The sequence below is a fragment of the Microcoleus sp. MON1_C5 genome (assembly GCF_036701875.1).
GTDB lineage: Bacteria > Cyanobacteriota > Cyanobacteriia > Cyanobacteriales > Microcoleaceae > Microcoleus.
This window is the reverse complement of record NZ_JAUBRN010000049.1, coordinates 20127-42890: the sequence shown is the minus strand read 5'-3', so window position 1 is coordinate 42890 and position 22764 is coordinate 20127. Positions and strand designations below refer to the sequence as shown.

At 45.5% G+C, this 22764-nt stretch carries 14 protein-coding genes; 6 read left to right on the top strand and 8 right to left on the bottom strand.

All coding sequences use genetic code 11. From position 1 onward, the window contains the following. The 3 genes from QUA71_RS21410 to QUA71_RS21400 form a co-directional block, all read left to right on the top strand. Nucleotides 1-1571: WD40 repeat domain-containing protein (locus QUA71_RS21410; protein WP_333288060.1), on the top strand; the 1571-nt coding region annotated here is incomplete at its 5' end. Continuing rightward, entirely contained in the window at nucleotides 1568-2692 is a 1125-nt protein-coding gene (locus QUA71_RS21405) for an ATP-binding protein (RefSeq protein ID WP_333288058.1), read from the top strand. The genes QUA71_RS21410 and QUA71_RS21405, both read left to right, overlap by 4 nt. A gap of 282 nt (nucleotides 2693-2974) precedes the next feature. Continuing rightward, nucleotides 2975-3556: an HAD family hydrolase gene (locus tag QUA71_RS21400; RefSeq protein WP_190736768.1), complete on the top strand. Its 582-nt coding sequence runs from the start codon at nucleotides 2975-2977 to the stop codon at nucleotides 3554-3556. A 15-nt stretch (nucleotides 3557-3571) separates the two neighbouring features. Here the strand turns inward: QUA71_RS21400 and QUA71_RS21395 are convergent, their stop codons facing one another. From QUA71_RS21395 to ftsH2, 5 genes are all read right to left on the bottom strand, one after another. Continuing rightward, on the bottom strand, nucleotides 3572-4801 hold the full coding sequence (locus tag QUA71_RS21395) for an ATP-binding protein (protein ID WP_333288056.1): 1230 nt from the start codon (nucleotides 4799-4801) through the stop codon (nucleotides 3572-3574). 6 nt (nucleotides 4802-4807) lie between these two features. Next, nucleotides 4808-7354: a PAS domain S-box protein gene (locus tag QUA71_RS21390; protein ID WP_333288054.1), complete on the bottom strand. Its 2547-nt coding sequence runs from the start codon at nucleotides 7352-7354 to the stop codon at nucleotides 4808-4810. Nucleotides 7355-7475: 121 nt separating this feature from the next. Beyond that, nucleotides 7476-8765, bottom strand: coding sequence for an aminopeptidase P N-terminal domain-containing protein (locus QUA71_RS21385; RefSeq protein WP_333288052.1), 1290 nt, complete (start codon nucleotides 8763-8765; stop codon nucleotides 7476-7478). Between the two features lie 147 nt (nucleotides 8766-8912). Next, nucleotides 8913-9314 carry a hypothetical protein gene (locus QUA71_RS21380; protein WP_333288049.1) on the bottom strand — a complete coding sequence of 134 codons (402 nt, stop codon included), beginning with the start codon at nucleotides 9312-9314 and terminating at the stop codon, nucleotides 8913-8915. A 133-nt stretch (nucleotides 9315-9447) separates the two neighbouring features. After that, nucleotides 9448-11334: an ATP-dependent zinc metalloprotease FtsH2 gene (gene ftsH2 / locus QUA71_RS21375; RefSeq protein ID WP_333288047.1), complete on the bottom strand. Its 1887-nt coding sequence runs from the start codon at nucleotides 11332-11334 to the stop codon at nucleotides 9448-9450. Between the two features lie 322 nt (nucleotides 11335-11656). On the opposite strand from ftsH2, the gene QUA71_RS21370 reads away from it, so the two are divergent. Further along, entirely contained in the window at nucleotides 11657-12739 is a 1083-nt protein-coding gene (locus QUA71_RS21370; RefSeq protein WP_190655682.1) for a ParM/StbA family protein, read from the top strand. Between the two features lie 20 nt (nucleotides 12740-12759). Beyond that, nucleotides 12760-13278 (top strand): hypothetical protein, encoded by a 519-nt coding sequence (locus tag QUA71_RS21365; RefSeq protein ID WP_190655684.1) that lies wholly within the window; start codon nucleotides 12760-12762, stop codon nucleotides 13276-13278. Between the two features lie 179 nt (nucleotides 13279-13457). Here QUA71_RS21365 and QUA71_RS21360 read toward each other — a convergent pair whose 3' ends face one another. The 3 genes from QUA71_RS21360 to QUA71_RS21350 form a co-directional block, all read right to left on the bottom strand. Beyond that, nucleotides 13458-14381, bottom strand: a complete 924-nt coding sequence (locus QUA71_RS21360) for a hypothetical protein (protein WP_333288044.1) — start codon at nucleotides 14379-14381, stop codon at nucleotides 13458-13460. Nucleotides 14382-14618: 237 nt separating this feature from the next. After that, complete coding sequence (gene mgtE, locus QUA71_RS21355; RefSeq protein ID WP_190655688.1) at nucleotides 14619-16019, bottom strand: magnesium transporter; 1401 nt, start codon at nucleotides 16017-16019, stop codon at nucleotides 14619-14621. A 280-nt stretch (nucleotides 16020-16299) separates the two neighbouring features. After that, nucleotides 16300-16650 (bottom strand): hypothetical protein, encoded by a 351-nt coding sequence (locus tag QUA71_RS21350; protein ID WP_333288042.1) that lies wholly within the window; start codon nucleotides 16648-16650, stop codon nucleotides 16300-16302. Between the two features lie 569 nt (nucleotides 16651-17219). Here QUA71_RS21350 and QUA71_RS21345 point away from each other — a divergent pair. After that, complete coding sequence (locus QUA71_RS21345) at nucleotides 17220-22706, top strand: PAS domain S-box protein (protein ID WP_333288040.1); 5487 nt, start codon at nucleotides 17220-17222, stop codon at nucleotides 22704-22706. Nucleotides 22707-22764: the final 58 nt, after the last annotated feature.

The following is a 22764-nucleotide window of genomic DNA, read 5'->3' as shown; positions in this document are numbered from 1 at the left end:
CTGGTTCAAATGACGAAACGCTCAAAATCTGGGATTTAACCACTGGAAAGGAACAGTTTACTCTCAAAGGTCACAGCAAATCGGTAAATGCAGTCGCCGTGACTCCTGATGGCAAGCGGGCGATTTCTGGTTCAAATGACGAAACGCTCAAAATCTGGGATTTAACCACTGGAAAGGAACAGTTTACTCTCAAAGGTCACAGCGACTCGGTAAATACAGTAGCCGTGACTCCTGATGGCAAGCGGGCGATTTCTGGTTCGTGGAGTAACAGCATCAAAGTTTGGGATTTAACAACTGGAAAGGAACTGTTTACTCTTAAAGGCCACAGCTACTCAGTAAATGCAATAGTCGTCACTACTGATGGGAAACGGGTAATTTCTGGTTCCTGGGACAAAACCCTCAAAGTCTGGGATTTAACAACTGGAAAGGAACTGTTTACTCTTAAAGGCCACAGCTACTCGGTAAATGCAATAGCCGTGACTCCTGATGGCAAGCGGGCGATTTCTGGTTCCTGGGACAAAAATCTCAAAGTGTGGGATTTAACCCCTGGACAAGAACTGTTTACTCTCAACGGTCATAGCGACTCGGTAAATTTAGTAGCCGTCACTCCTGATGGCAAGCAGGCGATTTCTGGTTCAGATGACAAAACCCTCAAAGTCTGGGATTTAACCACTCGAAAGGAACAGTTTACTCTCAAAGGTCACAGCTACTCGGTAAATGCAGTCGCCGTGACTCCTGATGGCAAGCGGGCGATTTATGGTTTAGATGACAAAACCCTCAAAGTCTGGGATTTAACAACTGGAAAAGAACTGTTTACTCTTAAAGGTCACAGCTACTCGGTAAATGCAATAGCCGTGACTCCTGATGGCAAGCGGGCGATTTCTGGTTCCGATGATAAAACCCTCAAAATCTGGGATTTAACCACTGGAAAGGAACAGTTTACTCTCAAAGGTCACAGCAATTGGGTAACAGCAGTAGCCGTGACTCCTGATGGCAAGCGGGCGATTTCTGTTTCCTTAGACAATATACTCAAAGTCTGGGATTTAACCACTGGAAAGGAACTATTTCCTCCCGAAGAAGGTGATAGGAGTTGGATAAAAACAGTAGCTGTCACTCCTGATGGCAAGCGGGCGATTTCTGGTTCAGATGATAAAACCCTCAAAGTCTGGGATTTAACCACTGGAAAGGAACTATTTACTTTAAAAGGTCACACCTACTCGGTAAAAGTAGTAGCCATCAGCAGTTATGGCAAGCGGGCAATTTCTGGTTCCTTAGATAATATCTTCAAAGTCTGGGATTTAACAACCGGAAAGCAACTGTTTACTCTCAAAAGTCACAGCAATTCGGTAAAAGCAGTAGCCATCAATGCTGATGGCAAGCGTGTGATTTTTGGTTCAAACAATACTATCAAACTCTGGGATTTGTCGAGTGGAAAGGTTATTGCCAGTTTCACGGCTGAAAGCCCGATCGCCTCTTGCACCATCGCACCCGATGGAGTCACAATTGTCGCAGGCGACACATCCGGCCGCGTATATTTCCTGCGACTAGAAGGGATGGAGGCACTAACATGAATTCCTCACCTCTCTCAACTCCCATCTCTACCGATTCTTACCCAAAAGAATTTCAGCAACTCCTGCGAGAAAAAACCGAGAATTTTGTCGGGCGCAAGTTTGTTTTTTCTGCCATATCCGACTTTCTGAGCTCCCACAGCCGCGGTTATTTCACAATTGTCGGCACTCCCGGCTGCGGCAAAAGTTCCATCCTCGCCCAATATGTCAGGGCCCATCCTCGCAGTATCTATTACAACGCTGCAGTTGAGGGCAAAAATCGAGCTGAAGATTTTCTCGCTTCTGTCTGCACTCAACTGATTGACAAATACCTTGCCGCCAATGGGGAAACATCCGAAATTGTCAAGCTCAAATCTCAACTTCAAAATCTCGAATCCGATGATGGGAGTTGGTTTCTGTCTTTGTTGCTTCAGCAAATTAGCGATAAATTAAACGATCGCCAAAAGTTGATAATAGTCATTGATTCTGTAGACGCGATCGCCCGCACGAGTCAGCCTCCCAGCACAAATCTGTTTTATCTGCCGAGATATTTGGGCGATCGTACTTATTTTATCCTCGCCCGCCGCCCGTTTTTGAGAGAGAAATCCGGTTTGTTAATTGAAACGCCCTCTCAAACCCTCGATTTAAGAGATTATCCCGCCCAAAATCGGGAGGATGCGCTGAACTACATTCAGCAATACCTATCAACCGCACCGGATTTAACTGCACCGGAATTGGATCAACAACTCGCAACTGTCAGCGAAAACAATTTCATGTATCTGAGTCAGATGTTACCTGCGATTAACGAGAATTCACACCCCGATGCTAATCTGGGGGAGTCCTCACTTGTCTCTGAACTTCCTCCCGGTTTAGCAGCGTATTATCAAAACCACTGGCTGCGGATGAGAGGTGATGCTTTATCGGCGATCGAGTTGTCTGTGCTGAATGTTTTGGTAAAATCAACAGCAAGTTTATCTGTAAGTGCGATATCCAATATAATTGATCGGGATGAATACGATGTTGAAAAAGCGTTAGACAATTGGATCGAGTTCTTAACTCAACAAGAAATTGGAGGAGAAATTTGCTATAGTTTGTATCATAATAGTTTCCGCGAATGGTTAGGCAAACAATCTATTTTAGAATGATGATCGTACCTAGATTTTCGCTGTGCCAGCCTATAGTCTTCCTTGTCCAGTCTTCCCGATCCCCCCTAACCCCCCTTAATAAGGGGGGGACAAGAGTAGTCAAAGTCCCAAGCGGAAAAAGAGGAGGACTGGAACACTCAAAGTCCCCCTTATTAAGGGGGATTTAGGGGGATCTAGACTCGACTATAAACGATAGATACAAAGGTTTTTAGGCTTAAGTTAACACCAACGAACACTGCCGCATCCTCACCCTAAACCCAATTTTCAAGCAACAATACAACAATGAAACGAGCAGTATTTCTTGACAGAGATGGCGTCCTCAATATCGAAGCTGGTTACATTCACAAAGTAGAAGATTTGCATTTAATCCCCGGAGTAGCCCAAGCTGTACGCCGTTTAAATGACAAACAAATATTTTGCTGTTTGGTTTCCAATCAATCCGGCCCGGCGAGGGGTTATTATCCGGTTAGCCACGTAGAAGCTTTGCACAAACGCCTCTGTCAGCTATTAGAAAATGAAGCAGGAGCTAAGTTAGATGCTCTTTATTACTGTCCTTATTTAAGCGCAGCCGAAGGCGGAACCAACCCAGAATTTACGCGGTATACAACGTGGCGAAAACCAAATACAGGGATGTTGGTAGCGGCGGCTTGGGAACAGGATTTAGATTTGCGAAATAGTTTTATGGTCGGGGATAAAGCCACTGATGTTGATATGGCTCACAATGCGGGCTGTACTGGTATTTTGGTGCAGACTGGTTACGGAGAAAGTGTGTTGAGTGGGGAGTATCAGCACCATACTAAACCGGATTTTATTGCAGCAAATTTAGCCGCAGCGGTGGAGTGGATTTTGCAACACTTTGATTAGTGTTTGTAGTGGTATTTAAGTTGTTTGCCGTTGAGTCGAACAGGAAAGTGCTACGTAAGGAAGCGCGACTGTGAAGGTTGTACCCACGCCCATTTTGCTTTCGCAGGCGATCGCACCTCCTTGCAATTCCACAGCTTTTTTAACAATTGTTAACCCCAAACCGTTACCTTTAATCTTCCCAGTATTCTTGCATCGGTAAAACATTTCAAATATTTTCCCTACTTCAGTTTCTGGGATGCCGATACCTTCGTCTCGGATGCGGATAATTAGTAAGGGAGAGTTAATATTGGTAAAGTATGAATTGGAAAAGAAAGAGTGAGGAGACAAGCAGAAAATAGCTTCTTTGTCTCCTTCGCTTGCTGGACGGCATTCCAATTCCAAGGTGACTTGCCCGCCGTTGGGGGAATATTTGATGGCGTTGACGATTAAGTTAGAAATAATGCCGTGCAGCAATTGTTGATCTAACATCGCGCTCGTAACATCGGACGGGATTAATGTTAGTTTGTGTTTGGCTTCATTTCCTAACTGCAATTGATCGAGCAAGTCTTGACAAAATTCGACTAAATTTATCGGTAATGGATTGCATTTGAGTTGGCCTGCTTCTGCTCGACCCATGAACAGCATATCGTCGATTAGCTGGTTCATTTTTTGGGTAGCTGAGTGCACCAGCCGCAGGGTTCTCACTTGGGATTCGTCACTGCTGCGAGTTCGATCGAGCTTTAGCAGTTCCGCAGAGATTAAAATCGCGTTGAGCGGGTTCCGCAATTCGTGAGCGGCCATTGAAATATACTGGTTTTGGCGGTGCGATTTTTCTTCCATCGACTCTCTGGCTGCTTCCGCAGCTTTGAGAGCTTCTCGCATCTTGGTTTCGATTTCGTGTCTGTGCAGGGCAATCTCGATCGCCACCCGCAAATCATTTTGTTGAAATGGTTTGATAATATAACCGAATGGGTCTGTGAGTTTTGCTCTATGCAGCGTTTGATCGTCGGCATAAGCTGTTAAAAATACTGTCGGCACATTCCTATTAATTCGGATTTTCTCGGCCGCTGTTACCCCGTCCATGTCACCTTTAAGCACGATATCCATCAACACTAAATCGGGGGGGTTTTCTATTGCTTTTTGAATGGCTTCTTCTCCTGAAGAAACTGTAGCTGTTACTGCATATCCCAGTTTTTTTAATCGACCTGCTATGTCTTGGGCCACAATAACTTCGTCTTCTACAACCAAAACTTTTATAGAGTTCATTTTTACTTAAATGCGCCGCCGATAATTTAACTCTTTAAAAATTAGATTATAGCAGATGCCACACTGACTGTCAATGGCCAGCGTTCCCTCTAATTGGTACGCCAACATTTTCACTAATCGCAATCCTAAAGTTTCACTATTTTCTATATCTAAATCTGCCGGAAATCCGCGACCGTTATCTTGAATAGTTAAATGAAATTGGTGGTCATTTATTTCCTGAAATTTAATAGCAATTTCACCTGCTAAACTTAAAACAAAGGCATATTTTAAAGAGTTAGAAACCAGCTCGTTAATAATTAAGCCGCACGGAATGGCTGTTTCTATGTTTAAATAAATGGGGTCAATTTTGAGGTTAAATTGGATGGGAGTGTTCCCACAACCAAAAGATTGATACAAATTAGCAACCAAATTTTCGACGTAGGGAGAAAGGGCGATCTGATCGAGATTGTCGGATTGATAAAGTTGCTCGTGAATTAGAGCCATTGAATGTATGCGGGTCTGGCTTTCTTCAAATAAAGCTAGCGTCGGTTCGTCTTCAATGTATTGAGCTTGAAGTTGCAGCAGGCTAGAAATTATCTGCATATTATTTTTGACTCGGTGGTGAATTTCTTTGAGCAATACTTCTTTTTCGCGGAGTGCTGCTTGAATGCGGGCCTCGGTAAATTTGCGATCGCTGATATCTTCAGCAATACCCGCGATGCGGTAAATTTTGCCCGATTCGTCGTAAATGGGAAAAGCTCGATCGCATAACCAGCGCATTGTGCCGTCTGACCGAAAAAACCGATATTCGGTACTGGTGGATTCGCCCTGTAACACTCTCCTAATTGCCTCTTGCAACAAAGGTTTATCCTCTGGATGCACCCACTCCATGAATTTTAAGGGATCTGCATACAATCCTTCGCGGCTGCGCGCCCAGATTTGTTCGTAAGCTGGACTCAGATACAATAAACCGGTGAACTCAGCAGAAATTAGCCAGAAGCAATCTTGGCTATTTTCTGCTAACTGGCGGAAGCGTTCTTCATTTTCGCGGATGGTTTTTTCTGCCTGTTTGCGGGCGGTAATATCTACTGCAAGGCCCACGATGCGGTAAACTTTACCAGATTGATTTTTAATCGGAAAAGCCCGATCGCGAATCCAGCGGATTTTGCCGTCCGGCCTGACAATTCTATATTCTATCTCGTCTTCAGACTCAATTTTTCTAGTTAAATTAGCAATAACGCGCTCGCGATCTTCTGGATGGAGGGAATCTGCAAAAAAGCGCCCGTTAGCATACAAATCAGCGCAGCTTCTGCCCCAAATCTTTTCGTAACCCGGACTGATATAAATAATTTCCTGGGGTTGAACGTTTATCATCCAAAACACGCTTTCAATGTTTTCTGCTAGCTGTCGGAACCTTTCTTCGCTTTCTTTCAGTGCTGCTTCTGTTTTTTTGCGATCGCTAATATCGCGCTGCACGCCAAAATACCCCACGATTCGGCCGTGGGAATCGTAAATGCAAATATAGTCGCCTTCCACCCAAATTATATCCCCGTCAAACTTGCGATTGTCATTTTCGATATGAATTCTGCCTTCATCAAAAAATTGCTTGATTATCTCTCTGCAGCCAGTAAAGTTGCGGGAGAATAAAGAGTCAAGCGTGCGGCCAATAAACTGTTCCCTAATACCTCCGTATTGAGCTATCAAAGCATCATTCGCCTTCGTTACCCGCCCGTTAGCAAACACGTAATCCAACACTTTTTCTTTGTCAACTGTATCGTCCCAGTGTACGGGTTCGTCCAGCATCACAAAGAAAAAGCCCTCTAAAGATTGAGAGAAAAACAATTCTAGCTGTTCCTGGCTTTCCCGCAGAGCTTTTTCGGCGCGCCAGCGAGAGAGAATTTCTTCCTGCAATTGATCGTTTGCTGTTTTCAAGTCTTCAGTGCGCTTTTGATATTTAATTTCTAGCTGATTTTTGATTTCTTCCAGCGCTATTTCTGCCTGTTTTTTTTCGGTAATATCTTGAGTAACGAGCATTCCTGCAAAAATTTCTTCCCGGTCATTTTCGACGGGAGCAACTGTTATTAAATAAACGCGATTTCCGTATTTATATTCAAAAGTATTCTCTTTTCCCGCCAAAGCCGCACGATATTTAGTCTCAAAAAGTTGCCAATCTTCAGGTGGGGATACTTCCCACAAGGTTTTGCCTTCCAACAGTTCTTTAGACAAACCAACTGCTGCCAAACCTTGACCGTCAACCAGAGTATAGCGCAAATCGCGATCGAACAACAACACCGAGCCATTTGGATAATGTTTGATGAGAATTCGGTACATTTCCTGGCTTTTTTCCAGAGATGCGATTAACTGAATGCGCTCGTCCTCGGTGCTATCTGATTCAGTTACGGAACCCGAAAAGCCAGCATTTTCCAATGCTTTGACTTGTGCTTCTAATTTCTGACACAATTCTCTCTGCTGCTGCAAATGCTCTTCCAGTTGCCGAATTTTGGCTTTTTGCTCTGCTACTAATGCTTCGCAGGTTTCGAGAGGTCGATCGCCCTTTGTAGGATCAATACACATAATGCTTTATGTTTTGCAGTTGCGGACTTGAGCTTTTTCAAGCCAATACTAACAAAGCTCAAGCCTTCCCTGCTAACTTAATTAGCCAAAGTTTTTCTTAATTTCTTCCTTCTTCCTTCATTCATTTAGGAACTCCAGCCGTCAAGACTTCATGACAATCCACTGTCACCAAAACATCATCTTCAATTCTCACGCCAATACCGCGCCATTTTTCAGGAACCTCCGGCTGTCCTTCAACAGGCTTAATATAAGGAGAAATATAAATCCCCGGTTCCACAGTCAGCACTTGTCCTGCCTGCAAAACTTGCGGATTTTCGCCGTACTGATAAACGCCGACATCGTGCACGTCCAGTCCCAGCCAATGACCAGTGCGGTGCATATAAAATGGCTTGTATTTCTCTTCTTTAATTATCTCTTCAATGTCGCCCACCAACAGTTTTAAATCCATTAAACCTTCCACCAAAACGCGCACTGCCGTTTCATGAATTTTGCTGTAAGGATTTCCGGGATAGACTTGACTAATTGCCTGCAATTGTGCTTGCAAAACTAAGTCATAAATTATCTGTTGTTCGGCTGTAAATTTGCCGCTAACAGGAAAGGTGCGAGTAATATCGGCGTTGTAGTACCCGCAAGCACAACCGGCATCTATTAGCAGCAAATCGTTTTCCTGCATTTGCCTGTTGTTTTCGATGTAGTGGAGGACGCAGGCATTGTAACCGGATGCAACAATTGAAGGGTAAGCGGGAGTGCAACCATTTAAGCCAAAAGTATGTTCTATTTCAGCTTGAATTTCATATTCGTATCTGCCCGGTTTGGCGAATTCTTGGGCGCGGTTGTGCGCTGCAACTGAGATATTAGCCGCTTTTCGCATTAATGCTAATTCAGTTTCGCTTTTCACCAGCCGCATCGGGTGTAAAATAATGTTGGAATCTTCGATTGCTGTGGGGCCTGTGCCGCGTTTCGGGTAGGTTGCCATCAAGCGCTGCCAGTGATTGAGGACTGTTTGGTCGAAAGTACGATCGCGCCCGAAGTGATAGTATATGCGATCGGCCTTTTCTAAATATTTCGGCAATTTTTCCGCAAGTTCGGCGATGGGGAAAGCTTCATCCGCGCCGTACAATTCCTTAGCGCCTTCTACTCCGGCGCGATAACCGTGCCAAGTTTCTTTTTCCAAGTCTTTTGGCTGCACAAACAACACAAATTTGTGTTCTTCGTGGTGCGGCGCGATCACTGCTACCGCCGCAGCTTCGTTGAAACCGGTCAAGTAGAAAAAGTCGCTATCTTGTCGGTAGGCATATTCTACATCGTTGTGCATGACGGCAGCGGGGGCGCTGCGAAATATCGCCGTCCCGCTGCCAATTTTTGCCATTAATTGTTCGCGTCTTTGCCGGTATTCGGTGGGGTTTGTCATCCGATTTTAGATTTTAGATTTTAGATTTTAGAGTGAGTGTAATATTAACACTCGGCGGTTGAAATCGCTGCTTGTCCGACTTGCACCCGCAAGCCCAAGGTTGAAGATATAGGCGAGCGGTTTTTTTTCGGGGTATACTTATTTATTCTATTGTTCTGCGATCGCCAATTTACAAGTATAGTCAACCAGCCGAGACAAAGATGAGTTGCGATCGACTAAAGTCCATCTCGGATCGAAATTAGACCAATTTTCGCCATCTTCGCTAACTCTAACAGTTCTAAACTGTCCCTGCTGGCAGTTAACTTCCATTTGCGCCAACAATTTCTCCTTACTAAACTGTTGAGTTCCTAAAATAGTTCTGACTGGATAAGAAGGAGCACCGGGAATATCGGATTTACTTAATTCAACGCTGCTGGGGTCGATGCAAATATCTACAAAACATCTTAATTTTTCAGCGCGGGCGCTCAAAGTATTGACACAAACAAAAATAAAAGTTGCTATTAAAAAAAATGACGAATTATTAGTATGTATGGCAAATGTAGTATTCATCTGCGTTAATTGGCGTTTAGGGGCGGTTTAATATTATTGACAGTTTAATAAAAAAGTAGGGACGTGGCAATAGTGCCACGTCCCTACTTTTTAAAGACACGGCAATGCCGTGTCCGTAATCTTTAAACAAGTCTTAAAGCTGAGGAACGTATTGTTCTTTTTCAGGAACAAAAGTGTATTCAGAGACGATTAGGCGCAACTCTTCGCCGTCGATGGTTTCTTTTTCGATCAACAAATCGACTAAGCGATCGATCACGGTGCGATTTTCGCGAATAATTCGGCGGGCGTCTTCGTAGCAATGATCGACAATCGATCGAACTTGTCCGTCAATCCGAGAGGCTATTTCTTCGGAATATTCCGATCGCGCTGTGTAGTCGCGGCCGAGGAAAATTTCGCTTTGTTGAGCTTCCAGGGCGATCGGGCCCAAGGTAGACATCCCGTAGCGAGTCACCATTTGCCGCGCCATGCCGCTTACTTGCTGCAAGTCGTTGCCGGCACCGGTAGTTACTTCGGCATCGCCGAAAACTACTTCTTCGGCTGCGCGGCCACCTAAAGCACCGCTAATCCGGGCTAAAATTTGCGATCGAGAAATCAAACCTTGGTCTTCGCTGGGCATGAACCAAGTCAAGCCGCGGGCCTGTCCGCGAGGAACTAAGGTAACTTTTTGAACTGGATCGTGGGCTTGAATGATTGTACCGACGATCGCGTGGCCGATTTCGTGGTAAGCAATCAAGCGCTTGCTCTTGCTGTCCACCAAGGGAGTGCCTTCCATACCTGCTACCACGCGATCGACTGCATCGTCAACTTCGAGCATCGTAATCGCTTCTTTGCGGCGGCGGGCGGTTAAAATAGCCGCTTCGTTGAGCAAGTTAGCCAAATCAGCGCCGGTAAAACCAGGAGTACGGCGGGCGATGGCGTCCAAAGAAATTTCCGCAGACAGCTTCTTGTTGCGCGCGTGAACTTCCAAAATTTCCAAGCGGCCTTTAATATCCGGCGTATCTACAGTAACTTGGCGGTCAAAACGTCCCGGACGCAGCAGCGCTGAGTCGAGCACGTCGGGGCGGTTGGTGGCAGCAATGATGATAATGCCAGTATTGCCCTCAAAACCGTCCATTTCCGTCAGCAACTGGTTCAGGGTTTGTTCCCGTTCGTCGTTACCGCCGCCGATACCGGCGCCGCGTTGGCGACCGACTGCATCGATTTCATCGATGAAGATGATGCAAGGAGCATTTTCTTTAGCTTTCTTGAACAAGTCCCGAACGCGGGAAGCGCCGACACCGACGAACATTTCAACAAATTCCGAACCGGAGATGCTGAAGAAAGGCACGCCGGCTTCGCCTGCGATCGCTTTTGCCAGCAGGGTTTTACCTGTTCCGGGAGGGCCCACTAGCAGCACGCCTTTGGGAATCTTCGCCCCGACTGCGGTGAAGCGTTCGGGTTTTTTGAGGAATGTCACTACTTCTTGTAGTTCTTCTTTGGCTTCCTCAACGCCTGCTACGTCGTCGAACAGTACGCCTGTTTTAGCTTCCATTTGAAAGCGAGCTTTGGATTTGCCAAAATTCATGGCTTGGCCCGGGCCGCCGGGAACGTTGCCACCGCGGCGGAAGAGGAAAAACAGGCCTCCTACTAACAAGAGGGGAAATACTAAATTGCCTAAAAGTCCCCAGACAGCACCGTCGTTGCGTAGTGGGTGAGTGTCGAAGCTGATTTTGGAGTCTCTGAGCCTAGAAACCAGTTCCGGGGCATTTGAGGGCAAGTCTACCCGCCACCGCTGCTCGTGATTGTCCAGTTCGGGATCGACTGCTAGGACAATAGCCGTCCGACCTCCGTCGTAAAGGTCAACGCTGGTCACTCGACCGGCGTTTAAGTAATCTAAGAATCGACCGTAGCTCAGGCGGGTGCTGGCGGTGTTCTTGCTCATTTCTGCCGGGGATGGGGCAAAGGCCCCCTGCCACAAGAAAAAGCCGATGACTAAGGCGGGTAAAGTCCAAAGTAGTATAGTTCGCCAAGAAATTTTCATAAATGCGGATGCCTTGAATGGGGGACAGATCGGGTAAGATCGCGGTGTCGGAGAAGTGCGACAAAAGTTTACACTCAGAATCTTAACTAAATTTAACTTAACAATGCACTCTCAGGCAACAGAGCTTCGACCACGATCGCTCCAGAAAAAGTTAGGTTAGTTACGGTAAGGGCGATCGTCCCGAATATAATGTTTGGTGCTGATTTCGATACCGATCTAGGTAGAGTTAGAAGAATCGCCGCAAAACCCACTGTCTTTAAGCGTGGCAGTGTCAAGGGATAAGGCATGATAATGGTGAGGCTCAGTGAGGTAACACATTTCAATGACAACTAGACAGCTTGTTCCTAATTCGGCTATGCTGACCCAGCAGACTAAAGTCGCTTCTAACAAATCGATTATTAGTGCTGATTTGGGTCGGACGGCAACTAAAGCTTGCGTGAGTCGCAACCCGAGTAGCGTTGTTTTCATCCCTGCCAACGTGGCTACTATGCCCGTGGAAAAGGTGCGGGGTGGCAGCTTTGAGTCGAAAGCAACAGACCCTCTGTTGGATATGTGGCTGGAGTACCAGGGCAAGGGGTACGCGATCGGTCAACTGGCGGCAGATTTTGGCGCTAATCTCGGTGGCGCCGACCAGTCGAAAGTAGTAGATGCTTTGGTTAAGGTCTTTTCCTGTGCTGGATATTTCCAGATGAAGGGCGAAGTAGCAGTTGTGCTGGGTTTGCCGTTTTATTCGCAGGATCAGTTTGAGAAGGAAAAGGAAGAGATTATCAGCCAACTGCGCTCTCCCCACGTTGTGGTGTACCGGGGCGAGCGGGTGGATATTAACATCAGTCACGTTTGGGTGATGCCGGAAGGGTTCGGCAGCCTGATTTGGTGTGAGGCTCAAGATAACAAGGAGTTTACGCCGGAGTTGCCCGAACTGTCGGTGGCTGTTGTTGATATCGGACACCAAACTACCGATTTGTTAATGGTCGATCGTTTCCGGTTCGCCCGGGCGGCTTCTAAGAGCGATTCCTTCGCAATGAACAAGTTCTACGAACAAGTTGCCTCAAAGATTCCGGGAGCAGACCCTCAATCGCTGTCTTTACTGGAAGCGGTGAATAAACCCGAGGGCCAGCGTTTTTACCGTCCCAGAGGAGCGACTAAGCCGACTAATTTAGATCCGATTATTAAGGATTTGCGGGAGGCTTTCGCTAACGAACTGTCCGAACGTTTGGTGCAGTGGCTGCCGGAACGTGTGACGGATGTGGTTCTGACTGGCGGGGGCGGCGAGTTTTTCTGGGAGGTTTTGCAACCTTTGCTTAAAGACGCCAATCTTAAGGCTCACTTGGCTCAGCCTTCCCGGAAAGCTAATGCTTTGGGACAGTTTATTTATGCTGAGGCTCAGCTAGCCACGATAAAGTAACGCATTAAGGCTTGAACCCTATGGCACTGTGGGCAAAAAATAAGGCGAATTTCTCGGTGGCGTTTACGGAAGATGCTGCGGATCAAACTTTGCTGGCCGCTATTGAAAAAGAGTTGGCTTTCACGAAGTATCAGACTTTCAGCAATCTCTGCAAGCAAGCTTTGTGGCAGTTTTTGTCTGTATCTGAGTCTGCTAGCTCTACACAGAGCTTTCAGCGGTTGGAACAGCGTATTGCTGAACTTGTGGTCAAATTTGCTGAGTTTGAGCACAATGTTTCGGCAGAGGAATTAAGCCGTTTGGAGGGACTGGAACATCACCTGAGTCAACTCAGCGCGCAGTTGGATCAGTTGCAGGGGACTGTTAACAGTAAGTTTGCTCAAGTTTCTTTTGCCCAAGTTTCAAAAGTAGTAGAGCCTGGCCCGATTGAGTCTGAATCTGTGGCGGATGATAATGTAGTGTCTGATGCTGAAGTTGCTCCTCCTCGGAATTCCGATCCTTTGTTGGAGCGTTTAAGTTCTTTGTTACCCCAAGATTTCTAAAATGAGGTAGACCCAGGCTAAAAAGTCTGGAGATGTAATGTTAGTGGCCCGCTGTTGGCAGCCGGTACTGAATACAGAAACAAAGCGATCGCTCTTTTGAAAAAAGGGCGATCGCTTTGTTATTGCCGATTTTAGATTTTAGATTTTAGATTTACTCATTTTTGTCTATACCATTCCCATTATTCGATTAATCCTAATTTTTGTAATCGCGAACGAATGGCACTAGGCTGTCGCTGAAATCTCTGAGCTAATTCGTCAATTTGTTGACCGCTAGCATATTCTTTCTTCAAATTTTCGTCTTCATCCTGACTCCACTTGACATAAGCTCTGGGATATTTCTGGCGAATTTTCTCATTCTGGGTTTTAGGTCGATAACCATTCTTTTGATCGGCATTCAAACCAGAACCAAACTGTGGGTTAATTTCCCCACCGCGACTAGCTAGCGCCTCTTGCACGCGGTTGGGAATCACAGCAATTTCTTCTGAGAGCTCAGCCAAAGCATTGTCTACTTTTTGCTGAAGTTCTGTTAGCTGCCGCTGCTGCAAACTGCCCCACTGCGGCAGTTCGTTGATAAACTGCTGCAAGTCCAGAATTATTGTTGTCAAAGTTTCGACTTGTTGCAACTCCGGTCGCTGTTTGAATTGGCGGCTGGTGAGTTCGATCTCGCTTTGAATCATTTTAATAGTTTTTTCTAAAATTATTAGTCGCTGGCGCAGGTTCTCAATTGCGGAAATGAGAGAGTGTACGTTTTCTCCAGGCCCAACATTGAGATTTTCGCGAGATGTTTGAGCAACAGCTTCGTCTAAAGCATTTACAGCAAGTTGCAATTCCTCGATCGCGCGATCGGTAGTAGCTGCTTGTTGATTTACGCGATCGAACGTGGCCGCCGTACTTGCTTTAACTTGCCCGTGCAGCTTCTGCCGGTTCACAAAATTCAACACCAACGAAATCACTACAGGCACTTGAGCATAAACGCTCTGCCCCCAAACCAAACTAGCAGCCAATCCCACAGCAGAGGCAGCAAGAAAAACCAATTCAGCAGTTTCTAACAAATTGCTGGACGTGGGATTTTGGATTTTCGTTGGTGAATTGGATGATGACATAGGCTAATACCATTTTAGATTTTAGATTTTAGATTTTAGATGTGGAATGACTGAGGAAGCTTGGAGTTGGGAGCGTGGGCCTATAATTGCATTATTTTTTTCAACTGGTACAAGTATGCGGATAACAATAAAGTACGCGAGCGCAACTATCCGGTAGGGAATTGCACGCAGGCGCAGGATAGAGTAATGGTGAAAAACCCATTAAGTTTTTTATTGACAGCCATGTAATTAAATATATTAAAGCTGCAAAATTAGTCGAGCTAAAGTGAAATAAATCAAGACCCCAAGGACATCAACTGCGGTGGTAATAAAGGGGGCAGACATTAAAGCGGGGTCTAAACCCAAAGAACGAAATAGAAACGGCAGAGCTGAACCGGCAATAGAAGCTAAAATTGCGATCGCAAACAAACTCACTCCCACCGCGAGTGCCACTGCTAAACTCCCTTGCAGAGTATAAGCCCAGCCCGTCGCTACAGTCCCCAATATACCTCCTAGCAGCGCTCCCGCCATCCCCTCCCGAACAATTACTTGAAACGGGCCCATTGCTGTAATTTCGTCAGTGTTCAAACCGCGAATTACAACAGTTGAGGACTGAGCTCCGACATTGCCTCCAGTGCCAGTCAGCAGGGGAATAAAGGCTGCTAAGGCGACTACTTGGTTCAAAATATCTTCTTGAGCTCTAATAATTGCGCCAGTGACAGTATTAGTTAAAAGCAGAACAAACAGCCACACGACTCTTTTCCGGGCAACGGTAATTAAATCGGTCTGAAAATAATTGTCGCCGCCGGACTGGACGCCGCCCAAGGTATAAATATCTTTGGCTGCTTCTTGTTCTAAGATGTCGATCGCGTCGTCAACTGTAATGATGCCGACCAGCCGCTGTTCGCGGTCTACAACGGGCACAGCTAAAAAATCGTAACGCTGGATCAGCCTAGCTACTTCTTCTTGATCCGTTCCTGTTTGAACAGAAACTACGTCGCGGGTCATAATTTCGCCGACAGTTTTGTCGAGGGGCGAAGTGACTAAATCCCGCAAGGATAAAATGCCAGTCAAGCTGCGTCCGGCGTCGGTGACGTAAAGAGAATAAATTGTTTCGGTAGTTCTAGCCAAAGAGCGAATTCGGTCTAAAGCTTGGGCGACGGTAAAGCTTTCTTTCAGAGAAATATATTCCGGGGTCATGATCCGACCGGCGGTACTGGCTTCGTAACCCAAAAGTTGAGCCGTAGCTTCGCGTTCCGTCGGGCTCAATTCCCCCAACAGGCGACGGACTAATATTGCCGGCAGTTCGTCAAACAGTTTAGCTCGATCGTCCGGGGACATTTTGTCTACAATATCAATGACTTCTTGGCGTTTGAATTTTTCGCAGAGGGACTGCTGAACGCTGGAGTCGAGATATTCGTAAACTGCGATGGCTTCGTCTTTGGAAAGCAAGCGGAAAGCTATTACTTGCATGGTTTCTGGCAGACCTTCGATAGCTTCAGCTATGTCTGCTTCCTGCACCGGGTGCAAAATCGCTTTTGCTCCTTTAAAGTCTCCTTCTTCCAACAGGGCCCTTAACTGCGATCGAACTAATTCCCGGAGTTCTTTTCGCGCGTAGGTGGGTAGAGAAGACGATTGATAATTTTTTTCTGTTGTCACTGATGACCCTCCTAAACCTGTGCTGCGCGCCTTCCTGAATCCAGTTTAGAGCCTATTGACGCCACTGGTTGCAGTGGCGATCGCACTTGCCCTGACAATATCCGCAGCTTATATGAAATCCGGCTTAAATACCCCTTTGTTTCTTAGTCGCTCTCAGCGAGGACGAAAGTTGGACTTTTGAGCGATTTCCATCGTCGAGTCGGAGCAAAGGGTTTTTAACGGGGATTTAGTATTACCCCTCTCCATCGGGTGCGCGCGAAGCAGCTTAGCCGAGTGGGTATTAAATACATTTATCTCGATCGGCGACACTCATTGGTAGGAAAGGAGAATTGCGCCCGCTCACTTTTTCCAACAGGTTCGTCGAACTTTGATTGCGAATAAAATTATTGACTGTTTCTTTCCATTCAGTGTCGCTTACTGGCAAGATTATGCCGTAGGAAATGCAGGTTAAAGGCTGCTGCTGTTTAAGAGAATATTGGCTTTGAGTTACACCCTGTCTCAGCGCTTCTGGGACTAACAGCATCCTGTCGCTAGCGAAGGCATCGGTTGTTCCGCATACCGCATCTTTTACACCCGACTGTCGGCCCGTGATACCTTCATAAATTGCCTCCGAATAGTGTAGAATTCTCAAAAAACAGAGGTGACATTACAAGGTGTGTAACAATGTGCCTATTGTGGGATAAACATTCTTGGCGCTCTTACTTTTATTACGGAATGTTTAAATTTGTATCTTTTTCTTAACCCTTTTATATTATTTACCAAATATTTATTTTTTTCTCTCGGGTCTTGTTATGGTTGCTTCAAGCGAGCTTACAGCACTTTGCAACAAGAGTGAAATACCCTTAGTTATAAAAATAGGTCTTTATGACCCACTGCCCCTGCTGCTCGAATCAAATGCTGCGTCACGTTGGCCAGCATCAAATCTACTGGTTTTGTCGCCAATGTTGGCAAACAATACCTATTTACAATCTGAACAGATCTAGCTCATCGCCCTATATAAATATAGTTAAAGGGCTAGGGGTTAAGAAACAACATTCTTTACCGATGCAATTTAACAGCTCAACTTAGGGGGTATAAAGTTTAGAGATGGCCTTATTATTAACTGGATTTCAGGTAAAACCTTAGTTTTATTGCATCATTAAATTACCCAAGTATATCCCAAAAAATTGAAGAGATCTCTATTCATTTCTCGCTTAATTTATGGTAATCCCTCGACGCAACGTAATTATAAGTTTAGGCCAAACACCACTTAAACGATTGCTACCTCTTTTGCTGGGTGTGGTGGCCTCTGTTGCTGTTTTATTTACGTGGCAACAGCTAACCATCAACGGACAAATCCACATCGAGCAGTTAATTCAGCAGGAAGCCAATGCGATTCAGTCACAACTGAGCGAAGGATTATCAATTCGGGTGTTGACACTTCGGCAAATGGCGAATCGCTGGGAAGCTAATGGCGGTACACCAAAGGCTCTTTGGGAAGCCGATGCTGAGGCTTATGTAAAGGATTTCTACGGTTATCAGGCGATCGCATTAGTCGATCCATCATTTAAAGTGCGATGGGTTGCGCCCCTGGCAGGGAATGAGGCAGCGCAAAACCTAGATTTTAATCGGGAACTGCGTTGCAAAATTACTTTGCAAGTAGCTCGTGATTTGCGTCAACCTATCTTAAGTCGCAATATTTCACTTGTTCAAGGGGGTGAAGGGTTTATAGCAAGTTTTCCTTTATTTGTAGGGAACCAATTTGAGGGGTTTATTGTCGGAATTTTTCAGTTTCAAACTCTATTTGACAGTATTTTAAAAGTGTCACACGGGTACAATGTGGCTATCTATGCTGGCACAGATTTGATCTACGGTCAAGAGATTTTATCTCACTATTTACAGCCTAAAACAGTTGTAGTAAAAGCCTATAGTGTAGACTGGCGAATAGATGTTTATCCAACTTTAGAGTTCCTAGAAGGAAAATTTTATTTACCAAGAGTTGTGTTAATAGGTGGCTTGATTTTAGTTGGGTTGCTTATGTTGGTCGTGTATCTCGCACAAGTTAGTTATTCCGAAGTCGATAAATTCAAAAAAGCCAATCGCCAGTTGCAATGGGAAATTCACCAGCGACAACAGGCAGAAATGGCGATCGCTCGACTAGCTGCGATCGTTGAATCTTCGGAAGATGCCATTCTCAGTAAAGATTTAGAGGGTGTAGTTACAAGTTGGAATGTAGGAGCAGAAACAATTTTTGGCTATACAGCCGTCGAAATAGTAGGGCAATCAGGGACAAAACTGATTCCCGCAGACTATCGAGATGAGGAAAACGAAGTTCTCACCAAAATCCAGCGAGGAGAACGCATCGAACACTACGATACAAAGAGGCTGAGGAAAGATGGAACATTAATCGATGTCTCGATGAGTGTCTCCCCCATTAAAGATAAAACAGGGAATATCATTGGAGCCTCAAAGATTGCTCGGAATATTGCTGACCGCAAACAAGCAGAAGCAGCACTACGTCAAAGTGAAGAACGCTGGGAACTGGCTGTACGCGGTAATAACGACGGCATTTGGGATTGGAATGTTCAAACCAACGAAGTCTTCTTCTCTAGTCGCTCGAAGGAAATCTTGGGCTATGAAGAGAAGGAAATTCAAAATAGTGTAGATGAATGGAGAAATCGGGTACATCCCGATGATTTGGGATGGGTAATGCAAGCCGTTCAAGACCATTTTGCCAAGAAAACTCCTTTCTATCTCACAGAACATCGTATTCGCTGCAAAGATGGTTCCTACAAATGGATTCTCGATCGCGGTCAGGCACTTTGGGATAATGCAGGTAAGGTAATTCGGATGGCTGGCTCTCACAGCGACATTACGGAGCGCAAGCAAGCTGAAGTTGCTTTACAGGTAAGCGAAGCCAGATATCGGCAATTGATCGATAACTTAAATGCGGGTTTTGTGATTCATGCGACAGATACCAGCATCCAATTATGTAATGAAACGGCCGGTGAATTACTAGGGCTTTCAATGGATCAAATGCTGGGAAAAACCGCGATATCTCCGGCCTGGCATTTTGTGCGGGAAGATGGCAGCGTTCTGCCCCTACAGGAATATCCGGTCAATCAGGTTTTATCCACTGGAAGTTCCCGAAAAAATTATCTATTAGGAATTAAAAAAGACATTGATAGTTGTGTTTGGGTATTAGTTAATGCCTACCCCGAGATCGATAAAAATGGTCAAATTACACAAGTTGTAGTTACCTTTATTGATATTACTAAGCGCAAAAAAGTAGAGCAGGAAATCCAAACAACTCGCAATTTCTTACAAGCACTGTTGGATCATCTACCGGTGGCAATTTTTGTTAAGGACGCAGAGCCTAAACGATTTGGCAGATTTCAGTTTTGGAATAAAACCAGCGAACGGTTATTTGGCATCTCATCCGAACAAGCGATCGGCAAAAGCTGTTATGATTTTTTCCCAATAGAACAGGCTATATTTTTTGACCAAAAGGATAGAGAAGCCTTTGAGAAAGGTAAAACTGAGGATATTCTCGAAGAAGTTATTGACAGTCATAGTCTGGGTCAACGTTGGCTGCATACTGTGAAGATTCCCATTTACGACGAGCAGCATCAGCCCCAGTACCTACTTTGTTTTTCAGAAGATATCACCGATCGCAAACACGCAGAAGCAGAGCTTAGAGAAATGAGTGAGGTGATGAAAAATGCGGTGTCCGGCATTTCCAAACTGGATATACAAGGGCGTTATCTCTATGTGAATAAAGCTTATGCTGACATGACAGGCTATCAGCCAGAAGAAATGATCGGGATGTCCTGGGAAAATACGATACATCCCGACGAATTGAAAAAACTGATTACCCTCTATTGGCCGATGGTGAAAGAGGGCAGAGTGGAAGTTGAAATGAAAGGAATTCGTAAAGACGGTTCGGTTTTTTACAAACAAATGGTGATGATTTCAACTTACGACGAACAGCAGCAATTTTTGGGGCATTACTGCTTCATGAAAGATATTAGCGATCGCAAAAAAGCCGAAGTTGCACTCGAACAGGAACTTCGGCGAAGTAAAGGCTTTTTCAACACTTCCCTGGACGGTGTTGTTATCATGGATCGGCTCGGAAAAATAGTCGATTTTAGCCCGAGTTTTGCGCGGATGCTGGGCTACACCCTGGAAGAAACAATGAATCTTAATGTCTTTGATTGGGATGCTCAATGGACGAAGGAAGAACTACAAGTTATGTTAAGAAAAGAGAAAAATCTTCCTCTGTTTGAGACGCGACATCGGCGTAAGGATGGTTCGGAGTATGACGTGGAAATTAGCTGGAGCCGGGTGGAATTAGAAGGTCAGATGATGCACTTCTGTATTTGCCGGGATATCAGCGATCGCAAACGGAACGAAGCGGAACGCCAACAAGCAGAACAGGCACTCCGAGAGAGTGAAACTCGCTTCCAAGCCTTCATGAATCACAGCCCTGCCCCTGCCTGGATTACCGATGGAAATGGTGTAATGCTCTATGCCAGCCAGACTTATCTCAATACCTTCGAGTTACCCACTGAGGATCTGATTGGAAAATCCATTTTTGAACTTTACCCCGTCGCCATTGCCCAACAATTTTTAGACAATATCCAAACGGTTGCTCAAACCAACGAGCTAATGGAAACGATTGAGATTGCGTCCCGTCGAGATGGAACCCTGGGTGAGTTTCTGGTTTACAAATTTCTCATCCCCGACTTATCAGGGCAAATGCTAGTAGGTGGTGTGGCGATCGATGTGACGCGACAGCATCAAGCGGAAACCGCTTTACAACGGAGTGAGGAACGCTTAATGCTGGCACTAGAAGCCTCTGGAGATGGACTATGGGATTGGAAAATTGAAACTGGAGAAGTTTACATTAATTCCTACTACCAGGAAATGCTGGGTTACAAGCCGGGTGAATTGGTGATGGATGTGAACGTCTGGAACCAGATCATTCATCCTGATGATAAATTCTGGGTTTTGGAGTCTCTGAATAGTCACTTGCAAGATAGCTCAGTTAAGTATGCCTTTGACTATCGTGTGCGTTGCAAGTCAGGTGAGTGGAAGTGGATCGCTAACTACGGGAAAGTCGTTGCCTACAATGAAGATGGTAAGCCTTTACGAATGATTGGAACGCACAAAGACATCAGCAATCGCAAACGGAAAGAACTGGCACTGCTGCACGCAATGGAAGCAGCAGAAGCCGCGAACTTGGCAAAAAGTACCTTCCTAGCCAATATGAGCCATGAATTACGCACTCCTCTCAACGTAATTCTAGGATTTGCCCAGGTGATGACCCATGACCCCTCTTTAACTTGCAAGCAAAAAGAAGACCTGCAAACAATTCGGCGGAGTGGGGAACACCTCTTGAGTTTGATTAACGATGTGTTAGATCTTTCCAAAATTGAATCGGGACACTTCACAGTTGAAGAAAGCGGATTTGACTTAATTTCGCTGCTGCATTCCCTCCGAAATATGTTGGCGGAACGAGCAAGTTCTAAAGGACTTGACCTTTGTTTCGAGATTGCGCCAGAAGTTCCCCAATTTATTATTGCCGATGCTCAAAAACTGCGCCAAGTTTTGCTCAATCTGCTGAGTAATGCCATCAAATTTACCGATCGCGGAAGCATTAGTTTGCAAGTCAGCATTAAGGCGGACGGTACAGGGGCATTAACCACAACTCGGCCGATTCTCCAGTTTGTAGTCGCTGACACAGGTGTAGGGATTGCATCGGTCGAACTCAATACTATCTTCGATGCGTTTGTGCAAGCCCAAGCTGGGAAGCGATCGATCGGCGGTACCGGGTTAGGTCTAACCATCAGCCGCAAATTGTTGGAACTCATGGGCGGAAAAATTTCTGTCAGCAGCACTGTGGGACAGGGGAGTACCTTCACCTTTACCATTCCCGTCAGCCCCATCAGTGGAGTTAACGTTACACCCGAAGAGAATAATCGCCTTGTGATTGGGCTGGCTCCGAGTCAACTGGATCATCGCATTTTGGTGGTTGACGATCAAGCAGAAAATCGCTTGCTAATGGTCAGATTACTGACACAATTAGGATTAGAGGTAAAAGAAGCTACCAACGGACAGCAAGCGGTGCAGATTTGGCAACAATGGCAACCCGACCTAACCTGGATGGACATTCGGATGCCCGTGTTAGATGGATACGAGGCTACGAAGCAAATTCGGGCAATGGAAGACGGACACAACAGTATCATTATTGCACTTACGGCCCAGGCGTCGCAGAGCGATCGCGCCCTCGCCTTAGCTGCTGGCTGCAACGACTACATCAGCAAGCCCTTCCGGGAACAGACCCTATTTCTTAAGATGGCGGAATACCTAAGTTTAGAGTATGTATATGAGGAAGAGGAAACAGAAAAGGGGGAACGGGGAACAGATTGTTTTCCTTCTTACCTCTGTTCTGTTTCCCCTGGGGTTTCACATTCCCTCGATCCAACGCTTCTGGCGACATTACCAAAAGTATGGGTGGTTCAGTTGGAAGATGCTGCTTTATGTGGGGATGATGTTGCGATCATTGAACTGGTAGCTCAACTTTCCTCAGACCTCGCTCAATTCGGTACTCATCTGACGGAACTCGCCAACCAGTATCAATTTGAGAAAATCATTAATCTAATTCAAGGTAATTTCCCCAGTGGAATTCCTCCATTGGATTTATAAGCTGTTGTGCAGTTAAACGTTTGATTAGGACTAGGGAATTAGGAACAGCACACAAGAA

What these genes read in the sequence shown, in the direction of transcription:
- QUA71_RS21405 (WP_333288058.1), top strand. Translation starts at nt 1,568, where the DNA reads ATGAATTCCTCACCTCTCTCAACTCCCATCTCTACCGATTCTTACCCA.
- QUA71_RS21400 (WP_190736768.1), top strand. Translation starts at nt 2,975, where the DNA reads ATGAAACGAGCAGTATTTCTTGACAGAGATGGCGTCCTCAATATCGAA.
- QUA71_RS21395 (WP_333288056.1), bottom strand. Translation starts at nt 4,801, where the DNA reads ATGAACTCTATAAAAGTTTTGGTTGTAGAAGACGAAGTTATTGTGGCC.
- QUA71_RS21390 (WP_333288054.1), bottom strand. Translation starts at nt 7,354, where the DNA reads ATGTGTATTGATCCTACAAAGGGCGATCGACCTCTCGAAACCTGCGAA.
- QUA71_RS21385 (WP_333288052.1), bottom strand. Translation starts at nt 8,765, where the DNA reads ATGACAAACCCCACCGAATACCGGCAAAGACGCGAACAATTAATGGCA.
- QUA71_RS21380 (WP_333288049.1), bottom strand. Translation starts at nt 9,314, where the DNA reads ATGAATACTACATTTGCCATACATACTAATAATTCGTCATTTTTTTTA.
- ftsH2 (WP_333288047.1), bottom strand. Translation starts at nt 11,334, where the DNA reads ATGAAAATTTCTTGGCGAACTATACTACTTTGGACTTTACCCGCCTTA.
- QUA71_RS21370 (WP_190655682.1), top strand. Translation starts at nt 11,657, where the DNA reads ATGACAACTAGACAGCTTGTTCCTAATTCGGCTATGCTGACCCAGCAG.
- QUA71_RS21365 (WP_190655684.1), top strand. Translation starts at nt 12,760, where the DNA reads ATGGCACTGTGGGCAAAAAATAAGGCGAATTTCTCGGTGGCGTTTACG.
- QUA71_RS21360 (WP_333288044.1), bottom strand. Translation starts at nt 14,381, where the DNA reads ATGTCATCATCCAATTCACCAACGAAAATCCAAAATCCCACGTCCAGC.
- QUA71_RS21345 (WP_333288040.1), top strand. Translation starts at nt 17,220, where the DNA reads ATGGTAATCCCTCGACGCAACGTAATTATAAGTTTAGGCCAAACACCA.